At 41.2% G+C, this 18,530-nt stretch carries 18 protein-coding genes; 8 read left to right on the top strand and 10 right to left on the bottom strand.

All coding sequences use genetic code 11. From position 1 onward, the window contains the following. Positions 1–5: 5 nt before the first annotated feature. A complete protein-coding gene (locus tag KXJ59_RS07845; protein ID WP_295202879.1) occupies positions 6–2,396 on the top strand; it encodes a BamA/TamA family outer membrane protein in 2,391 nt (796 codons plus the stop codon). Here the strand turns inward: KXJ59_RS07845 and truB are convergent. The 4 genes from truB to proS form a co-directional block, all read right to left on the bottom strand. Further along, entirely contained in the window at positions 2,385–3,101 is a 717-nt protein-coding gene (gene truB / locus KXJ59_RS07840) for a tRNA pseudouridine(55) synthase TruB (RefSeq protein ID WP_295202877.1), read from the bottom strand. The two genes, KXJ59_RS07845 and truB, sit on opposite strands and share 12 nt — an antisense overlap. After that, positions 3,098–4,171 carry a M48 family metallopeptidase gene (locus tag KXJ59_RS07835; RefSeq protein WP_295202874.1) on the bottom strand — a complete coding sequence of 358 codons (1,074 nt, stop codon included), beginning with the start codon at positions 4,169–4,171 and terminating at the stop codon, positions 3,098–3,100. The genes truB and KXJ59_RS07835 overlap by 4 nt, the downstream gene beginning before the upstream one ends. Beyond that, positions 4,168–5,121 (bottom strand): DUF898 family protein, encoded by a 954-nt coding sequence (locus tag KXJ59_RS07830; RefSeq protein ID WP_295202873.1) that lies wholly within the window; start codon positions 5,119–5,121, stop codon positions 4,168–4,170. Before KXJ59_RS07830 ends, KXJ59_RS07835 begins: the two co-directional genes overlap by 4 nt. Positions 5,122–5,255: 134 nt before the next feature. Further along, positions 5,256–6,734, bottom strand: coding sequence for a proline--tRNA ligase (proS, locus tag KXJ59_RS07825; protein ID WP_295202870.1), 1,479 nt, complete (start codon positions 6,732–6,734; stop codon positions 5,256–5,258). A gap of 137 nt (positions 6,735–6,871) precedes the next feature. Here proS and KXJ59_RS07820 point away from each other — a divergent pair, with 137 nt between their 5' ends. Together KXJ59_RS07820 and KXJ59_RS07815 are read left to right on the top strand one after the other, a co-directional pair. Then, a complete protein-coding gene (locus KXJ59_RS07820) occupies positions 6,872–7,642 on the top strand; it encodes a hypothetical protein (RefSeq protein WP_295202867.1) in 771 nt (256 codons plus the stop codon). Between the two features lie 76 nt (positions 7,643–7,718). Further along, a complete protein-coding gene (locus tag KXJ59_RS07815; RefSeq protein WP_295202865.1) occupies positions 7,719–9,251 on the top strand; it encodes a hypothetical protein in 1,533 nt (510 codons plus the stop codon). Between the two features lie 5 nt (positions 9,252–9,256). On the opposite strand, the gene miaA is transcribed toward KXJ59_RS07815, so the two are convergent. From miaA to KXJ59_RS07785, 6 genes are all read right to left on the bottom strand, one after another. Then, positions 9,257–10,171 carry a tRNA (adenosine(37)-N6)-dimethylallyltransferase MiaA gene (gene miaA / locus KXJ59_RS07810; RefSeq protein ID WP_295202862.1) on the bottom strand — a complete coding sequence of 305 codons (915 nt, stop codon included), beginning with the start codon at positions 10,169–10,171 and terminating at the stop codon, positions 9,257–9,259. Between the two features lie 56 nt (positions 10,172–10,227). After that, the gene (locus KXJ59_RS07805) at positions 10,228–10,791 is read right to left on the bottom strand and encodes a hypothetical protein (protein ID WP_295202859.1); all 564 of its coding nucleotides are present in this window, start codon (positions 10,789–10,791) and stop codon (positions 10,228–10,230) included. Between the two features lie 71 nt (positions 10,792–10,862). Next, positions 10,863–12,281: an HD domain-containing protein gene (locus tag KXJ59_RS07800; RefSeq protein WP_295202857.1), complete on the bottom strand. Its 1,419-nt coding sequence runs from the start codon at positions 12,279–12,281 to the stop codon at positions 10,863–10,865. A gap of 28 nt (positions 12,282–12,309) precedes the next feature. Continuing rightward, positions 12,310–13,308, bottom strand: coding sequence for a glycosyltransferase family 9 protein (locus KXJ59_RS07795; RefSeq protein WP_295202854.1), 999 nt, complete (start codon positions 13,306–13,308; stop codon positions 12,310–12,312). 38 nt (positions 13,309–13,346) lie between these two features. Beyond that, positions 13,347–13,562, bottom strand: a complete 216-nt coding sequence (locus KXJ59_RS07790; protein WP_295202853.1) for a hypothetical protein — start codon at positions 13,560–13,562, stop codon at positions 13,347–13,349. Between the two features lie 154 nt (positions 13,563–13,716). Then, on the bottom strand, positions 13,717–14,289 hold the full coding sequence (locus KXJ59_RS07785) for an L-threonylcarbamoyladenylate synthase (RefSeq protein ID WP_295202851.1): 573 nt from the start codon (positions 14,287–14,289) through the stop codon (positions 13,717–13,719). A gap of 89 nt (positions 14,290–14,378) precedes the next feature. Between KXJ59_RS07785 and KXJ59_RS07780 the strand changes: the two genes are divergently transcribed. From KXJ59_RS07780 to KXJ59_RS07760, 5 genes are all read left to right on the top strand, one after another. Then, entirely contained in the window at positions 14,379–15,191 is an 813-nt protein-coding gene (locus KXJ59_RS07780; protein WP_295202849.1) for a 2,3,4,5-tetrahydropyridine-2,6-dicarboxylate N-succinyltransferase, read from the top strand. 24 nt (positions 15,192–15,215) lie between these two features. Then, entirely contained in the window at positions 15,216–16,190 is a 975-nt protein-coding gene (locus KXJ59_RS07775) for an EamA family transporter (RefSeq protein WP_295202847.1), read from the top strand. A 121-nt stretch (positions 16,191–16,311) separates the two neighbouring features. Continuing rightward, complete coding sequence (locus KXJ59_RS07770; protein WP_295202845.1) at positions 16,312–17,061, top strand: hypothetical protein; 750 nt, start codon at positions 16,312–16,314, stop codon at positions 17,059–17,061. Between the two features lie 23 nt (positions 17,062–17,084). Then, entirely contained in the window at positions 17,085–17,444 is a 360-nt protein-coding gene (locus KXJ59_RS07765; protein ID WP_295202843.1) for a DUF4288 domain-containing protein, read from the top strand. A gap of 3 nt (positions 17,445–17,447) precedes the next feature. After that, positions 17,448–18,515 (top strand): histidine kinase, encoded by a 1,068-nt coding sequence (locus tag KXJ59_RS07760; protein ID WP_295202841.1) that lies wholly within the window; start codon positions 17,448–17,450, stop codon positions 18,513–18,515. The last annotated feature ends 15 nt before the right edge of the window (positions 18,516–18,530 follow it).

Genomic DNA, 18,530 nt, shown 5'->3' with positions numbered 1-18,530 from the left:
CTACTATGCGTTTGATTGGAAAAAGAGGTTCCCTGGCATTTATTATTACAACTGTTCTGTTGATCAGCCTTTTCAGCTCCTGTTCTCAACAGCAACGTATTAAAGTTGTCAATTTCCCTGAAAACAGGCCATTTGTTTATAGTAACCAGATCAATATCCTTGACACCCTTCCCAAAGATGAGAAAAAACGACTAATAACCGAACTACAGAATTATTGGGAAGACAGCTTGCAGGTAAGAATCGTTCAGAAATATATAGGTCTTAAAAACATTCTTTCCAATCCTCCGGTGTTCGACAGCAGTAATATTCCCCGTTCCATGACTTTCATGACAGCCTACCTCAACAGTCAGGGATACTTTTATTCAGGCTTAAAAGATTCTGTTTCCTATGATACATTTAAAACACAGCTGCGCGCTAATGTATTCATGAATATTACCGTTGGGAAAAACATCAGCATCGATTCTGTTTCCTATGATTTTTCAGATTCAACTTTACGGGCATTGGTATTGGCCAATACATCGGAAAGCCTGTTAAAAAAAGGAAAGGCTTATACCAAGCAGGTAATCAGTGATGAACTGGATCGACTCACCAATTTATTCCGCCAGAACGGGTATTACAATTTCAACAGGGACGATTTGATGGCCGTGGTTGATACCCTGGACACTAAATTATTACCCCTCACCCTCGATCCTTTTAAGCAGGCAGAAATTATTGCTCAAGCCGATAAAAGAAGAAAAGAAAATCCTACCTGGGATATTAACCTTACCCATCGACCCATATTTGATTCAAGCAAGTTGTTACAGTTTAGTATGGGGCATATTTATTATTACCCCGAAACAGGCATTGCTGATATTCCTGACAGTGTTATACGCAGAAAAGATTTTAAAACAGATAGTTTCAGGGCTGGTATTATGAAATACAACAAAGGTTTGTTTCGTTTCAGACCCCTCCGTGAACATACTTACCTGAGCAGGGGTGATAAATACAATGAAGCAAATTATTATAAAACCATCAACAGGCTGGGACAGTTGGGCGCATGGCAACAGGCTGATGCTGTTTTACGTATAAGAGATAAGGATACACTGGACATGCATATTCTTTTGGTACCGGCCATTAAGCAAACAGTGGCAGCGGAATTGGAAGGAAGCAGAAATTCCGGTGATGTGATTACGGGTAATACACTTGGTATTTCTACCAACCTTAGTTATACCAACAGAAACAGGTGGCGTCAGGCCGTTCAGCAACAAACAGTATTGAGAACGGGTGTAGAACTTAACCTCCTCAGTCAGGGTAATAACCCACTCCTGCAAACATTTTTACTGAGTGGAAGTCATACCTATGTACTACCACGAATTCTTACTCCTTTTGGCAACTGGCGTTCACTGCGCAACCTGGAAAACAAGAAAACTTTATTTACACTGAACAGTTCTTATATCGACAGAAAGAATTTTTACAACGTAACTTCTTTTACCGCCAGTATTGGCTATGAATGGCGTAAGCCCGTAAAAAACGGAGACCATTTATGGTTGTATAAACCACTCAATATTGAGTTGTATGGTATTAAAAGACTGGCGGGTCTTGACAGCCTCATTAAGAACAATCCTTTTCTACAGGCTTCTTTTAATGAAGGGAATATTGTAAGTCAGAGTTTATCATTCATCAGAACCACTACCAGCCCCAAAAACAGGAATAAAAGTCATTACCTCAGAATCGGCATAGAGGAAGCAGGTGGTTTGTTTGGATTATTACCCGGTTTACAAAATAATATCTACCGATATATAAAAACAGAAACAGAATACAGACAAAGAATATTATATCCTAAATCGGAGTTGGCGTATCGTGCATTTGCAGGTTTCGGTTATAATTACGGCAGTGACCCTACTATCGGCAGAACGCTCCCTTTCTTTAAACAATTTATTGTGGGTGGCCCTTATAGTATGCGTGCATGGGGCCTGCGTCAGTTAGGGTTGGGCAGTTCTGTATTCAGCGATACCGTAAACAGCAGCTACCGCGACAGGTTTGGCGACATGCAATTGGAAACCAATATCGAATACCGTTTTCAGTTGGCATCACTGGGTTCATTCAAAATAGGCAGTGCTGTATTTGCTGATATAGGTAATATCTGGAACCTGAAAAAAAATGCGCAGGACCCTGACTCAAGGTTTTCGTTTGGTAATCTTGGGAAAGACCTTGCCATTGGTATTGGCACAGGCTTAAGATTCGACTTTTCCTATTTTCTTATTCGCTTCGATGTGGCCTACCGTGTAAAAGACCCTGCCAGAAGCACCAATGGTGGCTGGATGAGCATCAAAGATTTTGTATGGTCGGAACAAAGAACACCTACTTTGAAAGTAAACAATGCAGCCCTGCAATTTGGTATTGGCCTACCCTTCTGATGATACCGCCTTCAATGCATCGATTGTTTTTTCGAAACTTATCAGATCATCTGCATCGGTAACTGCAAAAGAACCGATACGCGTTCTGCGCAAGCTACTCATATACCCTCCTACACCCAGTGCCGCACCAAAATCGTGTGCCAGACTCCTGATATAGGTACCGGTTGAACAAACTACCCTGAAGTACACCACAGGCAGTTCAATCCTTTCAATGATAAAAGAATGAATCGTAACAGGACGTGGCTCCAGTTTTACTTCCAATCCTTTTCTTGCTGCCAGGTAAACAGGTTTGCCATCTTTTTTTATTGCGGAATGTGCAGGTGGTACCTGCATAATCGGACCGCTAAACTGCAATGTAGCTGCATGAATTTGTGCATCCGATAAATGCGTGTAATCCCTTATGTTTTCAGGGGTTGATTCAAGGTCGTAAGTAGGCGTTGTGGCTCCTAAAGTAAAAGTACCCGTGTACTCTTTTTCCATACCCATGTACTCATTGATCTTCTTTGTGAATTTACCCGTACAAACAATCAATAATCCAGTTGCCAGTGGATCGAGCGTTCCGGCATGACCCACTTTAGATATTCTTGTGAGGATACGCACTTTTTTCACCACATCAAAAGAAGTCCAGTCGATGGGTTTATCCAGTAAAATCACTTTTCCATCCAGGTAAGGTTGTAAGGCGGGATGTATTTCTTTTTGCTTCATTTCCTTGCTTTCAATTGCTGCCAGAGTTTCCTGAGTTCAGGGTCAGGTGCAAAAGTAGCCGTTTTATGTGCAGCAGCGAAAGCATCAGCCGTCTTTATTCTTTCATCAGACATAGGGTGCGTGCTGATAAATGAAAAGATACCGGGTAAATTATCATTTGCTTCCTGCAAACCTGTCATCAGTTTTTTCATCCCAACAGGATTTACTTCGTTCCGGATCATCAGTTCCATTCCTTTTCTGTCGGCCTCTCTTTCAAGTTTTCGGGAATAACTTAATTGCTCCAGTGTACCGGCATGCTCTAATACTATACTGCCTACATCGCCAAATCCACTCAATATCATCGAACGTAAAAGGGACATACTCATGGCCGATAACATACTTTGCAGACTGTGTCTTTCATTAATATGCGTTGCCTCATGTCCAAGTAATGCCACAAGCATATCCGGATCATCCATGGTTTCCAGTATTCCTGTATACAATACTATATTCCCTCCCGGTAATGCATATGCATTTACTTCAGTTTCTTTTATAACCGTAATCCTGATGCGGTATTTTTCACTTAAATAAAGACGGCTGGCAAACTCATTAACAATCCTTGTAGCAGCGGTATCTTTTTCTTCAGTAGTCATCAATGACCGATAGAAACTATTGCCGATCTCTGCTTCCTGTTCAGTTGTGATTATTTTTAACGCAGCTGCCGGAATAACCCGCGCCATAATAAAATATGCGATTATAAATATGCCAACCAGTACTGTAACCAATACCGGCCATTTCAGTGCCATCATTTTACCAAACCAGCTTTTTCGTTCCGGTTGTACAGCAGTTTTAAGATCATGATAAGAAGGATGACCCGCCTCTACAGATAAATAGGCCCCGTTTTTATTGAGGAAAATAAATAAGCGATTGCCCGTTGCCGATACGGTAGCATTCACTGTTTCAAATATCAATACATGCCCATCCTGGTCATCTATATTTGATAGATAAATTTTCCCATTACCCGTTTCTGCATAAACTTCACGCGGGCTGGCATTATTTGCATCAAAAAATAATAAACGGGGATGCTCACTCATATAATAAATCCAAAGTCAAAGAAATCGGCCATATCATCTGCAGTGGCATCACTGTAATCTGATTGTGACTGCACTAATTCATCAAATGATAAATCGCCATAGATATCAATGTTGTTTGCAACGTAATTCAGTGTGCGTGTTACTGCCCATGCATATCCAAATCCCAGGGTAAAAATAACAATCAGTAAATTTACAATCAGTAATCCTGCAAACCCTCCGCCTGTTGCTTTTGAGCGGAATGCCACTTTATGGTCGCCCTGTCTTAGCCTGAGGTTATTTACAAAATATTCAAACAAATCTTTTTGCCACCAGAACATGTATATCCCAAGGGTAAACAGTGTGAGGAAATATCCTTTGAGGTTGAGCAAGAAAAAATCACCTCCATTACCATGATAGGTGAAGGTGGCATTTCCAATACGCACATGATCCAATACATACCTGCGGATATTCATTGCCAGCCATGATCCGTAAATACCAAATGTAATGATCGTTAAAAACAGGTCGCGGTAGAATATTTTAATCAGCTCGCTCCGCTCACCTGTATATCCGAATCGTATGCCTCGCCAGGACGATTTTGCCATCCTGTATTTATATGAACCATGAATAATCAGTGGTATCATCGCTATAATAATCAGGTAGAATAAAAGAAGCGTGAGCTGAATAATTTCACCGCCATACCAGAGACTGATAAATACACCAGCCCACAAAATTGCAATGAGCGCAAATGCTTTTACAAATCCTTTGAACATTTCCTGACCTGTTCCGGAGAAAACAAAGGGCTGTTCTTCAAACAGGGTCTGGCTGTACAGGTATTGCAGAGTTTTAGCTTTCGCCCATGGATAGTAAAATCCAAGCGTAACCATGCATAAAATAAGATTTACAATTTCAATACGGAATAGGTCCATGCCCGTTCCATGATAGGCCATTCGATAGTGTGTTCTGTTTTCCATGTGCAGTTTTGGTTGAATATATCTAAGATAATTTATATTAAATATATTTCACTTTATTGAAATCCAAACATTAAAAAAAAGCCATCCCGACTGAGTCGGGATGGCTTTTTTAGTAGGATTGATCCGTTGGTATTTTAATAAGCCCTTGCAAACAATACCCGCTGACTGGAAGGCTTTCCTGTTAAAATACAGACTCCTTCTTCCTGTACATTATTCAAAGGAATACAGCGTATGGTTGCTTTGGTAAGCTCTTTTATTTTGTCTTCAGTTTCTGCCGTCCCATCCCAATGTGCCGAAATAAAACCACCTTTACCATCAAGTAAACCAACAAATTCATCCCAATTATTGGCAGGCGTAATATGTTCGTCTCTGTATTGTTTTGCTTTATTGAAAATATTCTGCTGAATATCTTCCAGTAACTGCTTGATATGTGCAGAAAGTCCATCCAATGAAACCGAATTTTTTTCTTTGGTATCTCTTCTCGCTATTTCCGCCACATTGTTTTCAAGATCTCGTAACCCCAATGCCACTCGAACAGGAACACCTTTCATTTCATACTCAGCAAATTTCCATCCTGGTCTGGTATTATCGTTATCATCATATTTTACAGTAACACCCATGCCTTTCAGTTCAGCCACCAACTGATGAACACGTTCATCAATCTTTGCCTTCTGTTCTTCTCCTTTATAGATAGGAACAATAACTACCTGTATGGGTGCAATACGCGGAGGTAATATCAGTCCGTCGTCATCACTGTGTGCCATAACCAGCGCACCAATTAAACGGGTGCTTACACCCCAGCTGGTGGCCCATACATATTCCAGTTTATTGTTTTTGTCACTGAATTTTACATCAAATGCTTTGGCAAAATTCTGGCCGAGGAAGTGCGAGGTACCGGCCTGTAAAGCTTTCCCATCCTGCATCATGGCTTCAATACAATAAGTATCTTCTGCACCAGCAAAACGTTCATTGGGTGTTTTTACTCCTTTAATAACGGGTACCGCCATCCAGTTCTCCACAAAGTCGGCATATACATCCAGCATTTTTACTGTTTCTTCCACTGCTTCTTCTTTGGTAGCATGTGCGGTATGTCCTTCCTGCCATAAAAATTCCGCCGTGCGTAAAAATAAACGGGTACGCATTTCCCAACGAACCACATTGGCCCACTGGTTTACGAGGATAGGAAGATCGCGGTAAGATTGTATCCAGCCCTTGTACGTATTCCAGATAATGGCTTCACTTGTTGGGCGAACCACCAGCTCTTCCTCGAGCTTCGCTTCCGGATCTACTATGAGCTTCCCTTTATTATTTGGATCGGTTTTTAAACGATAATGCGTTACCACAGCACATTCTTTCGCAAAACCTTCTGCATTCTTTTCTTCTGCTTCAAACAGACTCTTGGGTATAAATAGCGGGAAATAGGCATTCTGATGCCCGGTTTCCTTGAACATTCTGTCTAACACATCACGCATATTCTCCCAAAGTGCAAAGCCATAAGGCTTAATTACCATACACCCGCGAACAGCACTATAATCGGCCAGGCTTCCCTTCAAAACAAGGTCATTATACCATTGAGAATAGTCTTGTGCCCTTGAAGTAATTTCCTTACTCATAAAATATTATAATTCTCTTAACAAAATTCATTGCTTACAGATGTTAGTTGGCAAACTAATTGCCGCAATATCTGAGAAGCTGCAACAGCGCAAATGTATGTAACTTCACATTATATAACCTTGTCAATCCTCACGTTATGAAAACAACCTTACTCAGTTCATTACTCACCATCGGACTTCTTTCCGGCTGCTCTACGGCTTACCAGTCGGGGCAAACGCCGGACGATGTTTACTATTCTCCGGCTCGTGAAGGCATGAGCAGAAAAGAAGAGGATAAAGCAAAAGAACAACAGGAACGTTATGAGGAATATATCAGCAGTCAGGATGATCGTTACCTGCGCATGAAAGTTGCCAACCGAAACCGCTGGTCTGGCATCGATGATTTTGATTACTGGTACGACAGCCGTTACGATTTTAACCGCATCAATCCATACAACAACTGGAACACCTATACCTGGAACAATCCCTGGAACCTCGGAGTGTGTTATGGAGGATGGAGACCACAGTTGGGTGTAGGTTATGGATGGGGCTGGAATAATCCTATGTACACGGTTATTGTGTATGCATCTCCCAAATTTTACAGTGGCAGCACATCGGGCAGCAATTTAGCTGCATATAGAAACACCAAAGGATTCAACAATAATAACCAGGGATATTACAATCCTAAAACCGGTTCATTTGTAAATACTGGTGGTAATAACAACAGTTTTGGTAACCTCCTGAAAAGGGTATTCACAGGTGGCAACAATAGCTCATCAGGTACTTCTGTTGACAGGCCTGTAAGAAGTTTTACCAATACGAACACTGGTTCAACTGCTACTCCCAGCAGCAATGCGGGTGGAAACAGTGGTGGTGTAAAAAGTACAGGAAGCAGCTCCAGCTCAGGAAGAGGTGGCAGGGGCAATTAACCGATCGATTGTTGGAAGCAAATAAGAGTCAGGTGTACCACACCATTACTAAACCTATATCCAAACGCATTGTAATATGAAATCATATCTACCCTTTATCGCAATATTGTTTACTACCCTTTCCGCTTCGGCTCAAAACCCCGACTATTCGCTGAGAATGGCCTGGTTCAATCAAAATGGTTCTGCCAGAAACGTTGCCACAGGCGGCGTTATGGGATCCTTGGGCGGTGAGATTACTGCCAACCACGTTAACCCTGCCGGACTTGGTTTATTTAAAACCAATGAATTTGTTTTATCGCCCGGTTTCCTACTTAACAATAACAAATTCAAATACCGTGGTACTGATACACTGAATAATAAAAATAATTTCGGTTATGGGGCTTCGGGTATTATTCTGAGTAGTAATTATAAAAATAACCGCAAGTGGACCAGCAGTGCATTTGCCCTATCGGTTAATCAACTCGCCAGTTACAATAACAGGATTCAGTTCAAAGGTTTTAATAACATGAGTTCTTTCTCTGAACAATACCTCGAAGAACTTACCCGCGATCTGGCCGATACCAATGCTGCATTAAGCAATTATATTTTTGGTTCCTCACTAGCTTTTAGAACATTCCTGATAGATACTGCGAATAACGCTTCGGGAAATTTTATCGGCTATCAGAGCCTTGTACCACTTTCTTCCGGTGTTAACCAGTCTTACGATGCAATAACCCGTGGCGGCTATCATGAAATAGCCCTGGGTATGGCTGGCAATATGGAAGATAAATTATACGTTGGTGGTAGCCTTACCATTCCGGTTATCAGTTACACAAGAGATTTAGTGTACAGGGAAACCGATGCAACAAACGATCCAAATAACCAGTTTGGTTTTTTTGAATTCAAGGAAAATTTTACTTCACGCGGCTTGGGTGTAGGTGCTAAAATTGGTACCATTTATAAACCCAAAGATTACTGGCGTGTTGGTTTTGCCATTCATACACCACAATTTATCAGCTTTAAAGATCGTGTACGTGCTTCCATGACCGCCAATACAGAAACTTATGCCGGTTTAAGGTCTGAAAACAGCGATAACCTGAACAGCGGCAACCCAGGTAACAGTAATTACAGCCTTATTACCCCATGGCGCGCTATTGTTAGTGCCAGTTATGTGTTCAGGGAAATAAAAGATACACGCAGACAGAGGGCATTTATAAGCGCCGATCTGGAATATGTAAATTATCGGGGGTCAAGATTTGCTGCAGAAGATGAAAATGATCAGGCCTTAGTGAACTATTACGATATGTTGAATAATGTTATCAAAGACACTTATAAAGGCAATATCAATTTTCGCTTAGGTGGCGAATTAAAATTCCATACAGTAATGTTCCGCCTGGGTGGTGCCTACTATGGTAGCCCTTATAAAGAAAGTGAATTGAAGGCCCACCGTATCATGGCTACGGGCGGTGTAGGTTACCGTAACAAAGGTGTTTTTGTTGACCTGAGTTATGCGCACGCTTTCAACCGCGATGTTCAGTTTGCGTACAGACTCAACGATAAACCCAACACTTTTGCAGAACAAACCGGTTCGAGGGGAAATGTGATGTTGACCTTTGGATTTAAGTTCTAATAACCTTACAAATGATATAACTGAAGAATAGCTTTGATCTGCTCTTCCATATTTTCAGCAGCATTCACCCAGTGGATGCTGCTGTCTTTTTTAAACCAGGTCATCTGGCGCTTGGCATATTGTCTCGTATGTTGTTTAATCAGTTCCACTGCCCGCTTTAAGTCTGTTTTTTCTTCCAGGTAATCAAATATTTCCTGATAACCCACTGTTTGCAAAGCATTGAGACGACGGAATGGAAACAAAGTTTTTACTTCTTCCAGTAGTCCGCTCTTCATCATCACATCAACTCTTTGATTGATTCTTTCATTTAGCAATTCCCTTGGCATTTCCAGGCCAATCTTAATAATACGAAACGGCCTTTCCGCTTTTTTTCCTGCCCTGAATAATGTAATCGATTTTCCCGTGGCTTCTGCAAACTCAAGTGCACGCATTAATCGTTGCGGATTTTGCTGTTCAGCGCTTTGCCAGAAAATAGGATCTTTTTGCTGTACCTGTTCCTGTAACCACTGTAACCCATTTGTTTCGTACAACTGAATAATGTTTTCACGAATGGCAGATGGAATAGCAGGCATTTCATCTATACCCTCACAAAAAGCTTTTATATAAAGCCCTGTACCACCCGTCATCACCACAACCGGATGATTGGCAAACAGCATTTCCGTTTGAGCCAATGCATATTGCTCAAAGACGCCTGCATTCACTTCTTCCTTTATAGTATGAGAAGCAATAAAATGATGAGGAACTGTAGCAAGTTCTTCAGGTGAAGGTCTGGCCACACCAATATCCATTTCACGGTAACATTGTCTTGAATCGGCTGAAATGATTTCTGTTTCAAATTGTTTGGCCAGCTGTATGGCTACCGCTGTTTTACCAACTGCCGTGGGTCCTGCTACGAGTATAACTGTATGTTGTTGAGACAAAATAAATATTGTACATTTTCCCTGCCCCGGATTTAAATCCGGGTCAGGGAAAATGATTAAAATTCTTCTTCGTTGGTTTCTTCTGTTTCAGAATCATCTGAGTCTGTTTCCCCCTCTTCTCCTTCTTCTCCAAAACCCTCTGCTGCTTCGGAGAGATCGTATTTCTCTTCTATATCTGCAAACTTATCGCCCAGCAAACTCTTGGTACCATATTGTTGCGGACCAATTCCTTCTACCCTTGAAACAGCAGGGTAATTCATTTTGGCATTCTCTTCTTTACTTACATTGATGAGTTCTACCAGGAATACCCAGTTTTTTGTAAAATCGTAGAGATAAATAAATTTCTGGTTCGTGTCTCTGATTTCACTCCCGATGGTCGTATCGGCCATCAACAATGGCTCGGCTACATAGGTTTTATCATACTTTTCGAAACTTATTTCGCGACCACGTTGCCAGTTATCATTACTTCGGAAAAAAGTAGCCTGGTGTTTCTGATCGAACTCATATGCTTTCAAAATGGCGAAATGCAGATCGATGAAATGCTGGGTATGTTTGATCACAATATCACGGTAAACCGCATCATCTTCTTCCAGGTAAATCCGAAATTTTAAAACAGCCATTCTAAATACTTAAGCTTTTGTTGATGAATATAATAGCAGTATTTGTGCTATCAGAAATGCTAAAATACAATTTATTCTACCGCCTGCAAGTTCAGTTCTGCGCCTTTCGCCAACATAAAGGCCCTGGCCGCAGCATACTCATTTGGAATAACCCCATCCAATATGGCTTCCCTGATGGCATCTTTTATAATACCTACCTGCCGGCCAGGTCCTAACCCAAATGTCTGCATAATTATTCCCCCGGTAATAGGTGGCTGCCAGTTCCTGATACGGTCTGCATCTTCCACTTCAGACAGGCGCTGTTTTACCAGTTCAAAATTCTGGAGGTACCTTTTTACTTTCGATTTATTCTTGCTGGTTATATCAGCCGAACACAACATCATCAGCGCATCAATATCTTCTCCTGCATCAAACAACAATCTACGGATAGCACTATCGGTAATATTCTCCTTTGTAAGACTTATCGGGCGCAAATGTAATAATACCAGTTTCTGCACCTGTTTCATTTTCTCGTTTAAGGGCAATTTTAATTTAGTAAAGATTTTGGGAACCATTCTGGCACCAACTACTTCATGCCCGTGGAAGGTCCACCCATGCCCTTCTTCAAAACGTTTAGTGGCAGGTTTGCCAATGTCGTGAAGCAATGCCGCCCATCTTAACCAGAGATCATCGGTATGTTCAGAAATATTATCAAGTACCTGCAGTGTATGATAAAAATTATCTTTATGCCCTATCCCATCAATATAAGCAGCCCCATACAACTCAACCATTTGTGGGAATATTTTATGCAGCAATTTGGTCCTGAACAAAAGATCCCATCCAACAGATGGTTTTTTACACAACATTATTTTATTCAACTCATCTGTAATACGTTCCTGAGAAACAATACCAATTCGATCCACATTAGATTCAATAGCAGCAAGTGTTACAGGAACTATGGTATAATTAAGCTGCGTCGCAAAACGAATGGCCCTCATCATCCGCAGCGGGTCATCACTGAAAGTTTGAGAGGGTTCTAATGGCGTTACAATAATTTTATCGTTCAGTGCCTGCCTGCCATTAAAAGGGTCTATTAAAGTTCCGTAATCGGCGGCATTCAGGCTAATGGCTAATGCATTAATGGTAAAATCTCTCCGATTCTGATCGTCTTCAATAGTACCGGGCAATACATCCGGTTTACGGCTGTTATCTGTATAGCTCTCTTTTCTGGCCCCTACAAACTCTATCTCCAGGTCATCTATTTTAATCTGCGCCGTACCAAATGTTTTAAAAAAAGAGACAGGTGGTTTTGGTTTAAAAAAGCTGGCTACTTCATGGGCAAGTGCAATACCATCACCGATACAGACAATATCAATATCTTTTGTCTGGCGGCCAATCAGTTTATCACGCACAAAACCGCCAATAAGGTAACAGGGCAGGTTGAGTGCTGCTGCGGCTTTGGCAATGGTTTCAAAAATATAGGTCTCCTTATCGGTACAAACAATATCCATCTGCTGCAAATGTAATTCCTTTCGGGTTTTATACGGCTGTAAGTGTTTTCAGTAACTGTTCTGCACCAATGTTCAGGGCACAATTGAAATGCCTTTCCGGGCATTTTGCATGACCATGCAAGCCACAGGGCCGACATCGTAGAGCAACAGGTGTTTCTACTATAAAAGACAGGTCGGAAAGCGGGCCATATCCAAACGCAGGTATGGTAGAGCAATACACAGCAGTTACCCGTGCATTTACGGCAGAAGCAAAATGCATGGGTGCAGAATCGTTTACATAATTCATTGCTGCAGTTTTCATTAAAGCTGCTGATGCTAAAAAAGATAATTTACCGGCGAGGTTTATTACCTGCTGATTGCACTGATTTTGTATGAAACTGCATAAGGCCTCATCGCCGGGTGCCCCTAATAAATAAACAGCGAACTCCCGGGGTAATTGCCTGATAAACGCTATCCAACGTTCGGCGGGATATTGCTTGGTAAACCATACTGAAGCCGGTGCAATACAGATATAAGGTTTTGTCTGGTAAGCAGCAACGCTTTCTTCATCAGCTGTTGAGGGATATAATCTTGGTTTAGCAGCCTGCTCATCTGTAATAGATCGAATCAATGCATGATTCCTATAAATTTCGTGTATGGCAGCTCCTGCTCCGGAAAAATTATGCGGTATTACCTCTGTAAATAAAAAACTGAGTGGATTCTTATCAAAACCAATGGTTTTTTTGGCTCCGGAAAATGCTGCTAAAAATCCAGTAGCCATGTAACGCTGAACATTCACCACAATATCGTATTTCTTTTTCCGGATGGAAAAAACCAATTGCAGTAAATGGGTGTACTTGTTTTTTCTTTTATTCCAAATATGAATGGTTTGAAGAAAAGGATGATTCACGAATAAACCTTCGTTGCCTTTTCTTACAACTATATCAATAGCGGCATCTGGAAACTGACAGTGCAATTTTTCCAATAAACCTGTTGCCAGTACAACATCACCAATAAAAGCAGTTTGAATAACCAGGATACGCTGCATCCAACAAAATTACTATAAAGCTTTCTTTGAGAAGAGGACTATTCATATTCCAGCTCATTGCTGAAAAATTCCCAGTCGAAAAGAAGAAAACTGCCGGAAAGATGTTTGAGTATATTTTTCCTGGTGCGGGAAGAAAGACTTCGCCGTCTTGATTCATTTGAACTGATCGCATGACTATCCAGCCCGAGGTTCAGGATGGCCTTCAAAAAAGGCTGCATTTTGTCGTTTGGAACATCCAGTATTACACGTGCCATGCGGTTATTTTCTTACTTTAAGTTTGCATTTAATTACAAGAAATACAACTAAAAGTTCAACAAAATTCCTGCCACACTGTAACAAATTGTACCTAATTGACTCAGAAACAGACAATTAACAGAAAAAGCAATTTTCGCACAGGGTTATGCACACTTATGGGCGCAAAATGGTCAAAACACCGTTTTTGTCCCATTTTACTACTGATGATGGTTTATAATAGTTTTCATCGGCCTGCCTGTACCTTACCACATAATCAACCCCCTCTTTAATCAGCGGTTCTATGTCTGGAAATGAACGGGGTGCAGGGTAGCCGGAAATATTGGCAGAAGTACTTACCAATGGCTTCCTGAATCGTTTGATGAGGTGTTTACAAAATGTATCGGTGGTTATACGAATACCTGCCGACCCATCTTCTCCCAGTAATGCGTCTGCCAAACCAATAGCGCCGTCATAAATAACCGTAATAGGTCCAGATAACCCTTTTACATAATCAAATACCTGAAGATCCGGTTGAGTTATATATTGAAGGATATCTCTTTCATCTGCCACCAGTACAATCATGGCTTTATGATTGGCTCTTTGTTTAAGCTGAAATACTTTTTCAACAGCAGCAGGGTTAGTGGCGTCGCAGCCTATTCCCCAGATGGTATCGGTGGGATAGAGAATCAGGCCGCCCTTTTCCAGTACTTCAAGACAGGAATCGATATCGTTTTGAAATGGAAGCATCGCATCTGCAATGTACAAATTGTACCCAATATGCTGCCGCCTATACAACCTTTAAGATGAACCTGTATGTTTGCAAAAATTTTAAGGCAATGGAACTGAAAACATTAATTGAAGAAGCATGGCTCAACAGAGAATTGTTACAGGCCAATAAACATAGTGATGCGGTAAGAGCAGTGATTGAAGAAGTAGACAAAGGTCGTTTGCGTGTGGCTACACCAGCAGAGGGCAAATGGGTAGTAAATGAATGGGTAAAACAGGCCATCCTTATGTATTTTGGTATCCAGCAAATGCAAACCTGGACCCTCCCTCCTTTTGAGTTCTATGATAAAATGTTACTGAAATCCAATTATAAAGAACTGGGTGTAAGGGCCGTTCCACATGCCGTTGCGCGTTATGGTGCTTTTGTGGCAAAAAATGTGGTACTCATGCCCAGTTATGTAAATATTGGTGCGTATGTAGATGAGGGTTCCATGGTTGATACATGGGCTACTGTAGGAAGCTGCGCACAAATTGGTAAAGGCGTTCACCTGAGTGGTGGTGTAGGTATTGGAGGTGTACTGGAACCACTGCAGGCCAGTCCGGTAATTATTGAAGACGGTTGTTTTATCGGCAGCAGGTGTATTGTAGTAGAAGGCGTAATAGTTGAAAAAGAAGCAGTACTGGGTGCCAATGTGGTATTAACACAATCAACCAAAATCATCGATGTTAGTGGTAATGAGCCCATCGAATACAAGGGCCGTGTACCGGCAAGAAGCGTGGTTATACCCGGCAGTTATACCAAGAAATTCAATGCAGGCGAATACCAGGTTAGCTGTGCCCTTATCATAGGTCAGCGTAAAGCCAGCACCGATCTCAAAACCAGCCTGAACGACGCATTGAGAGACTTCAATGTAAGTGTATAGCAGAGGGTCCATAGTTTATAGTCTATGGACCATGGACTATGGACCATAGACTATAAACTATCAACCGTGAATAACCAGATCCAAAAAATAAGTCTGCTTGGTTTTCTCATTACCCTTGGGGGTGCCATTTTCTTTTCTACCAAAGCCATATTTGTAAAACTGGCTTTTCAGGAAACAAAAGTCAATGCGCTTACTTTACTGAGTTTGCGTATGTTATTTTCATTGCCTTTTTATGTGGTTGCAGTATGGCTGGCCACCAGAAAAGATCAGGTTAAACCACTTACCCGCCGCCAGTGGTTTTTAATCATGCTCATGGGCATTTTTGGTTATTACCTGAGTAGTCTTTTCGATTTTATTGGTTTGCAATATGTTTCTGCAGGTCTGGAAAGACTGATTCTTTTTCTCTACCCCACATTTGCCGTACTTATCAATACCTTTTATTTTAAAACAAAACTGGGGAGGATGCAGCTCATTGCCCTTGTTCTTACTTATATAGGCATTGGCATCGCTTACTGGGGAGAAATTCGTAATGCACAATACGGACCTCAATTTTTTTATGGCTCATTCATGATCTTTTTATGCGCCATTACTTATTCATTCTACCTTGTTGGTACCGGCAGATTGGTAAACAGTGTGGGTGCTACACGTTATACTGCTTATGCCATGCTTACGGCTACTGCAGGTATTTTCATTCATTACCTGATTGAACAACCGATTACAGATTTTCATTTAACTACCCCACTGGCTGCATATGGTATTGCGCTGGCTATTATTGCAACCGTTTTACCTTCATTTATGATGAGTGTAGGGATGAAAAAAATTGGTAGTAATAATGTGGCCATCATTACCAGTATTGGTCCTGTATCTACCATTTTACAGGCACATTTTTTCCTGGGTGAATCTATCATAACCGAGCAGATCATTGGCACTATCTTCGTAATTATTGGTGTATTACTGATAGGCTGGCAATCTAAAGTTGCCGGTGAACCACATCAGTAGAAAATTCCCGGGATCATTTACCGACGATTTCCCATCTTTTACCGCCCTTTTATATACCATAACCTAAATCTGTTTTCCGCTGCAATGCCGCCTGTATAGCTTTGCTGAAAACATTCAAACAATGAGCAACAGAGGCTACGGTTTAAGAAATCATAACGACCGATTTTTTACTGGTATCATTTTAATACTTGTAGGTGCAGCCATACTTATGAAAAGAGTAGGCGTATACCTCCCATCCTGGTTATACGACTGGTCGGCCATTGTTGTACTAGTGGGCATAATATCTGGTTTGAAAGTGAAATTCAGGGGTGTTTCATGGATCATCATGATTGCAGTTGGATTATTTTTTATGTCTGACGAGTTCATTAAAGACGTAGAGATCCGTCGCTTTCTCTGGCCGGGATTGATTATTGGCATTGGTATCTTATTCATCTTCCGTCCGAAAATGAGTTCATTGAGTCAGGACCCTTTACTCAATTTTAAACCCAAACAAAAAACCGATAATGAAACCGAGTTTCCCCCTTCTTCAGAAGACCGGATCGACAGCACTTCTGTTTTTGGTGAAGTAAAGAAAATGGTGACTTCCAAAAATTTCAAAGGGGGAGAAATAGTATGTTTTATGGGTGGTTCACAGATCAATCTCTCGCAAGCCGATATACAGGGGCCCGTTTTTCTGGAAGTAACCATTGTTTTTGGGGGTGCCAAACTGGTGGTTCCGCCCAATTGGGAAATACGTTCCGAAACCGTAGCCGTATTTGCAGGCATCGAAGACAAACGCAACCTCTTACCCGGCAGCAAATTTGATCCCGACAAAGTACTGATCCTAAGTGGCACGTCTGTATTTGGCGGCATTGAAATAAAAAGTTATTAATCAACCCATTCAACACCCTGCTTATGGAATGGTTTCTCGCAAAACTCGTATACCGGTTTCAATCTCCGGCCGATACCACTCATATACAATTTGATGAGCAGTTACGACTCATACAGGCAGAGGATGAATTGCATGCCTTTCATAAAGCACAACAGATAGGTCAGCAGGAGCAACTCATATCAGATGAACAAACCATTCACCAGGTCAACTGGTATTTTATTGATGTTACTGAATTATATAAACTCAACCAGCTAATCGATGGGGCTGAAGTATTGTCTCAGGTATGTTTACCTTCAGACTCGAACCGTTACCAGCGTGAGGTTCGCTTAAAAGCAGGATATTTGTTATCGTCTTGTACAGATCAGTTTCTGCAAGCACTCTAACCCATGGTAACACCCATTACAAAAGGACGCAGTTTTTACCTGGCTTTCACTACCTGGTGGCTGGTATGGATCATTGTACACATCTGGGTGTTACGTGAATACGAAGTAAGCTTTATACAGTCATTAGCCGATGCCTTTACATCAAACCTGTTATTGGCCGCTTTTTGTTTACTGGTAGTGAATAATATGAAATACTACCTGCCAAGAAATGAGCGGTATTGGTATATACTTATCATCAGTCTGGTACTGAGTAGTCTCTATCTTTTTCTTGTAAGAACCATTTTAAAAGTCTGGTTTAAAGAAGATGATGTTTACCTGACACTGCTGAGGCAATCGTTTTATATCCGTTACATCACAGGGTTTCTGATGATCGGTTGTATGTCTATGATCAGTTTATTGTGGTATACCTTACTGGAACAACAGGAAAATGAACAGAGAAAGGAAGAGGCAGAAAAAATTTCAAAAGATGCAGAATTATTAAAACTCCGTCAGCAGCTGCAGCCGCATTTTTTATTCAATAGTCTCAACTCCATCAGTGCACTGGCTGGAACACAGCCGGAGAAAGCAAGACATATGATTCAGCAGTTATCTGATTTCCTGCGAGGTACATTAAAAAAAGAAGAACACCAGCAGGTTAGCCTGCAGGAAGAAATTCATCATTTACAATTATACCTCGATATAGAAAAAGTACGTTTTGGTCACCGGCTCCAAACCAAACTTGAAGTAGATGAACAGGCAGCTTCCATGCTGATACCCGTTTTACTCCTTCAACCTGTGGTGGAGAATGCCATTAAATTTGGCTTATATGATACAACAGAAAATGTACTCATCAGGATTAAAGCAGACGGCACCAAAAAAGATATGCTCGAGATATTGATTGAAAACCCATTTGACCCATCTACTACTATTGCCACACAGGGTACAGGTTTTGGATTGGCTTCCATTGCAAGAAGGCTGTATTTGTTATATGCACGTCAGGATCTGATACGTACTTCAAAAACCGATCAATTATTTACTACTCATATCCTTATACCACAATACAACCATGAAATGAGCCATACCAGGATATAACACCAAAGAAAATAT

This window comes from Sediminibacterium sp., from assembly GCF_019264485.1.
In the GTDB taxonomy this organism is placed as follows: Bacteria; Bacteroidota; Bacteroidia; order Chitinophagales; family Chitinophagaceae; genus Sediminibacterium.
This window is presented reverse-complemented; position numbering and strand designations above follow the sequence as displayed.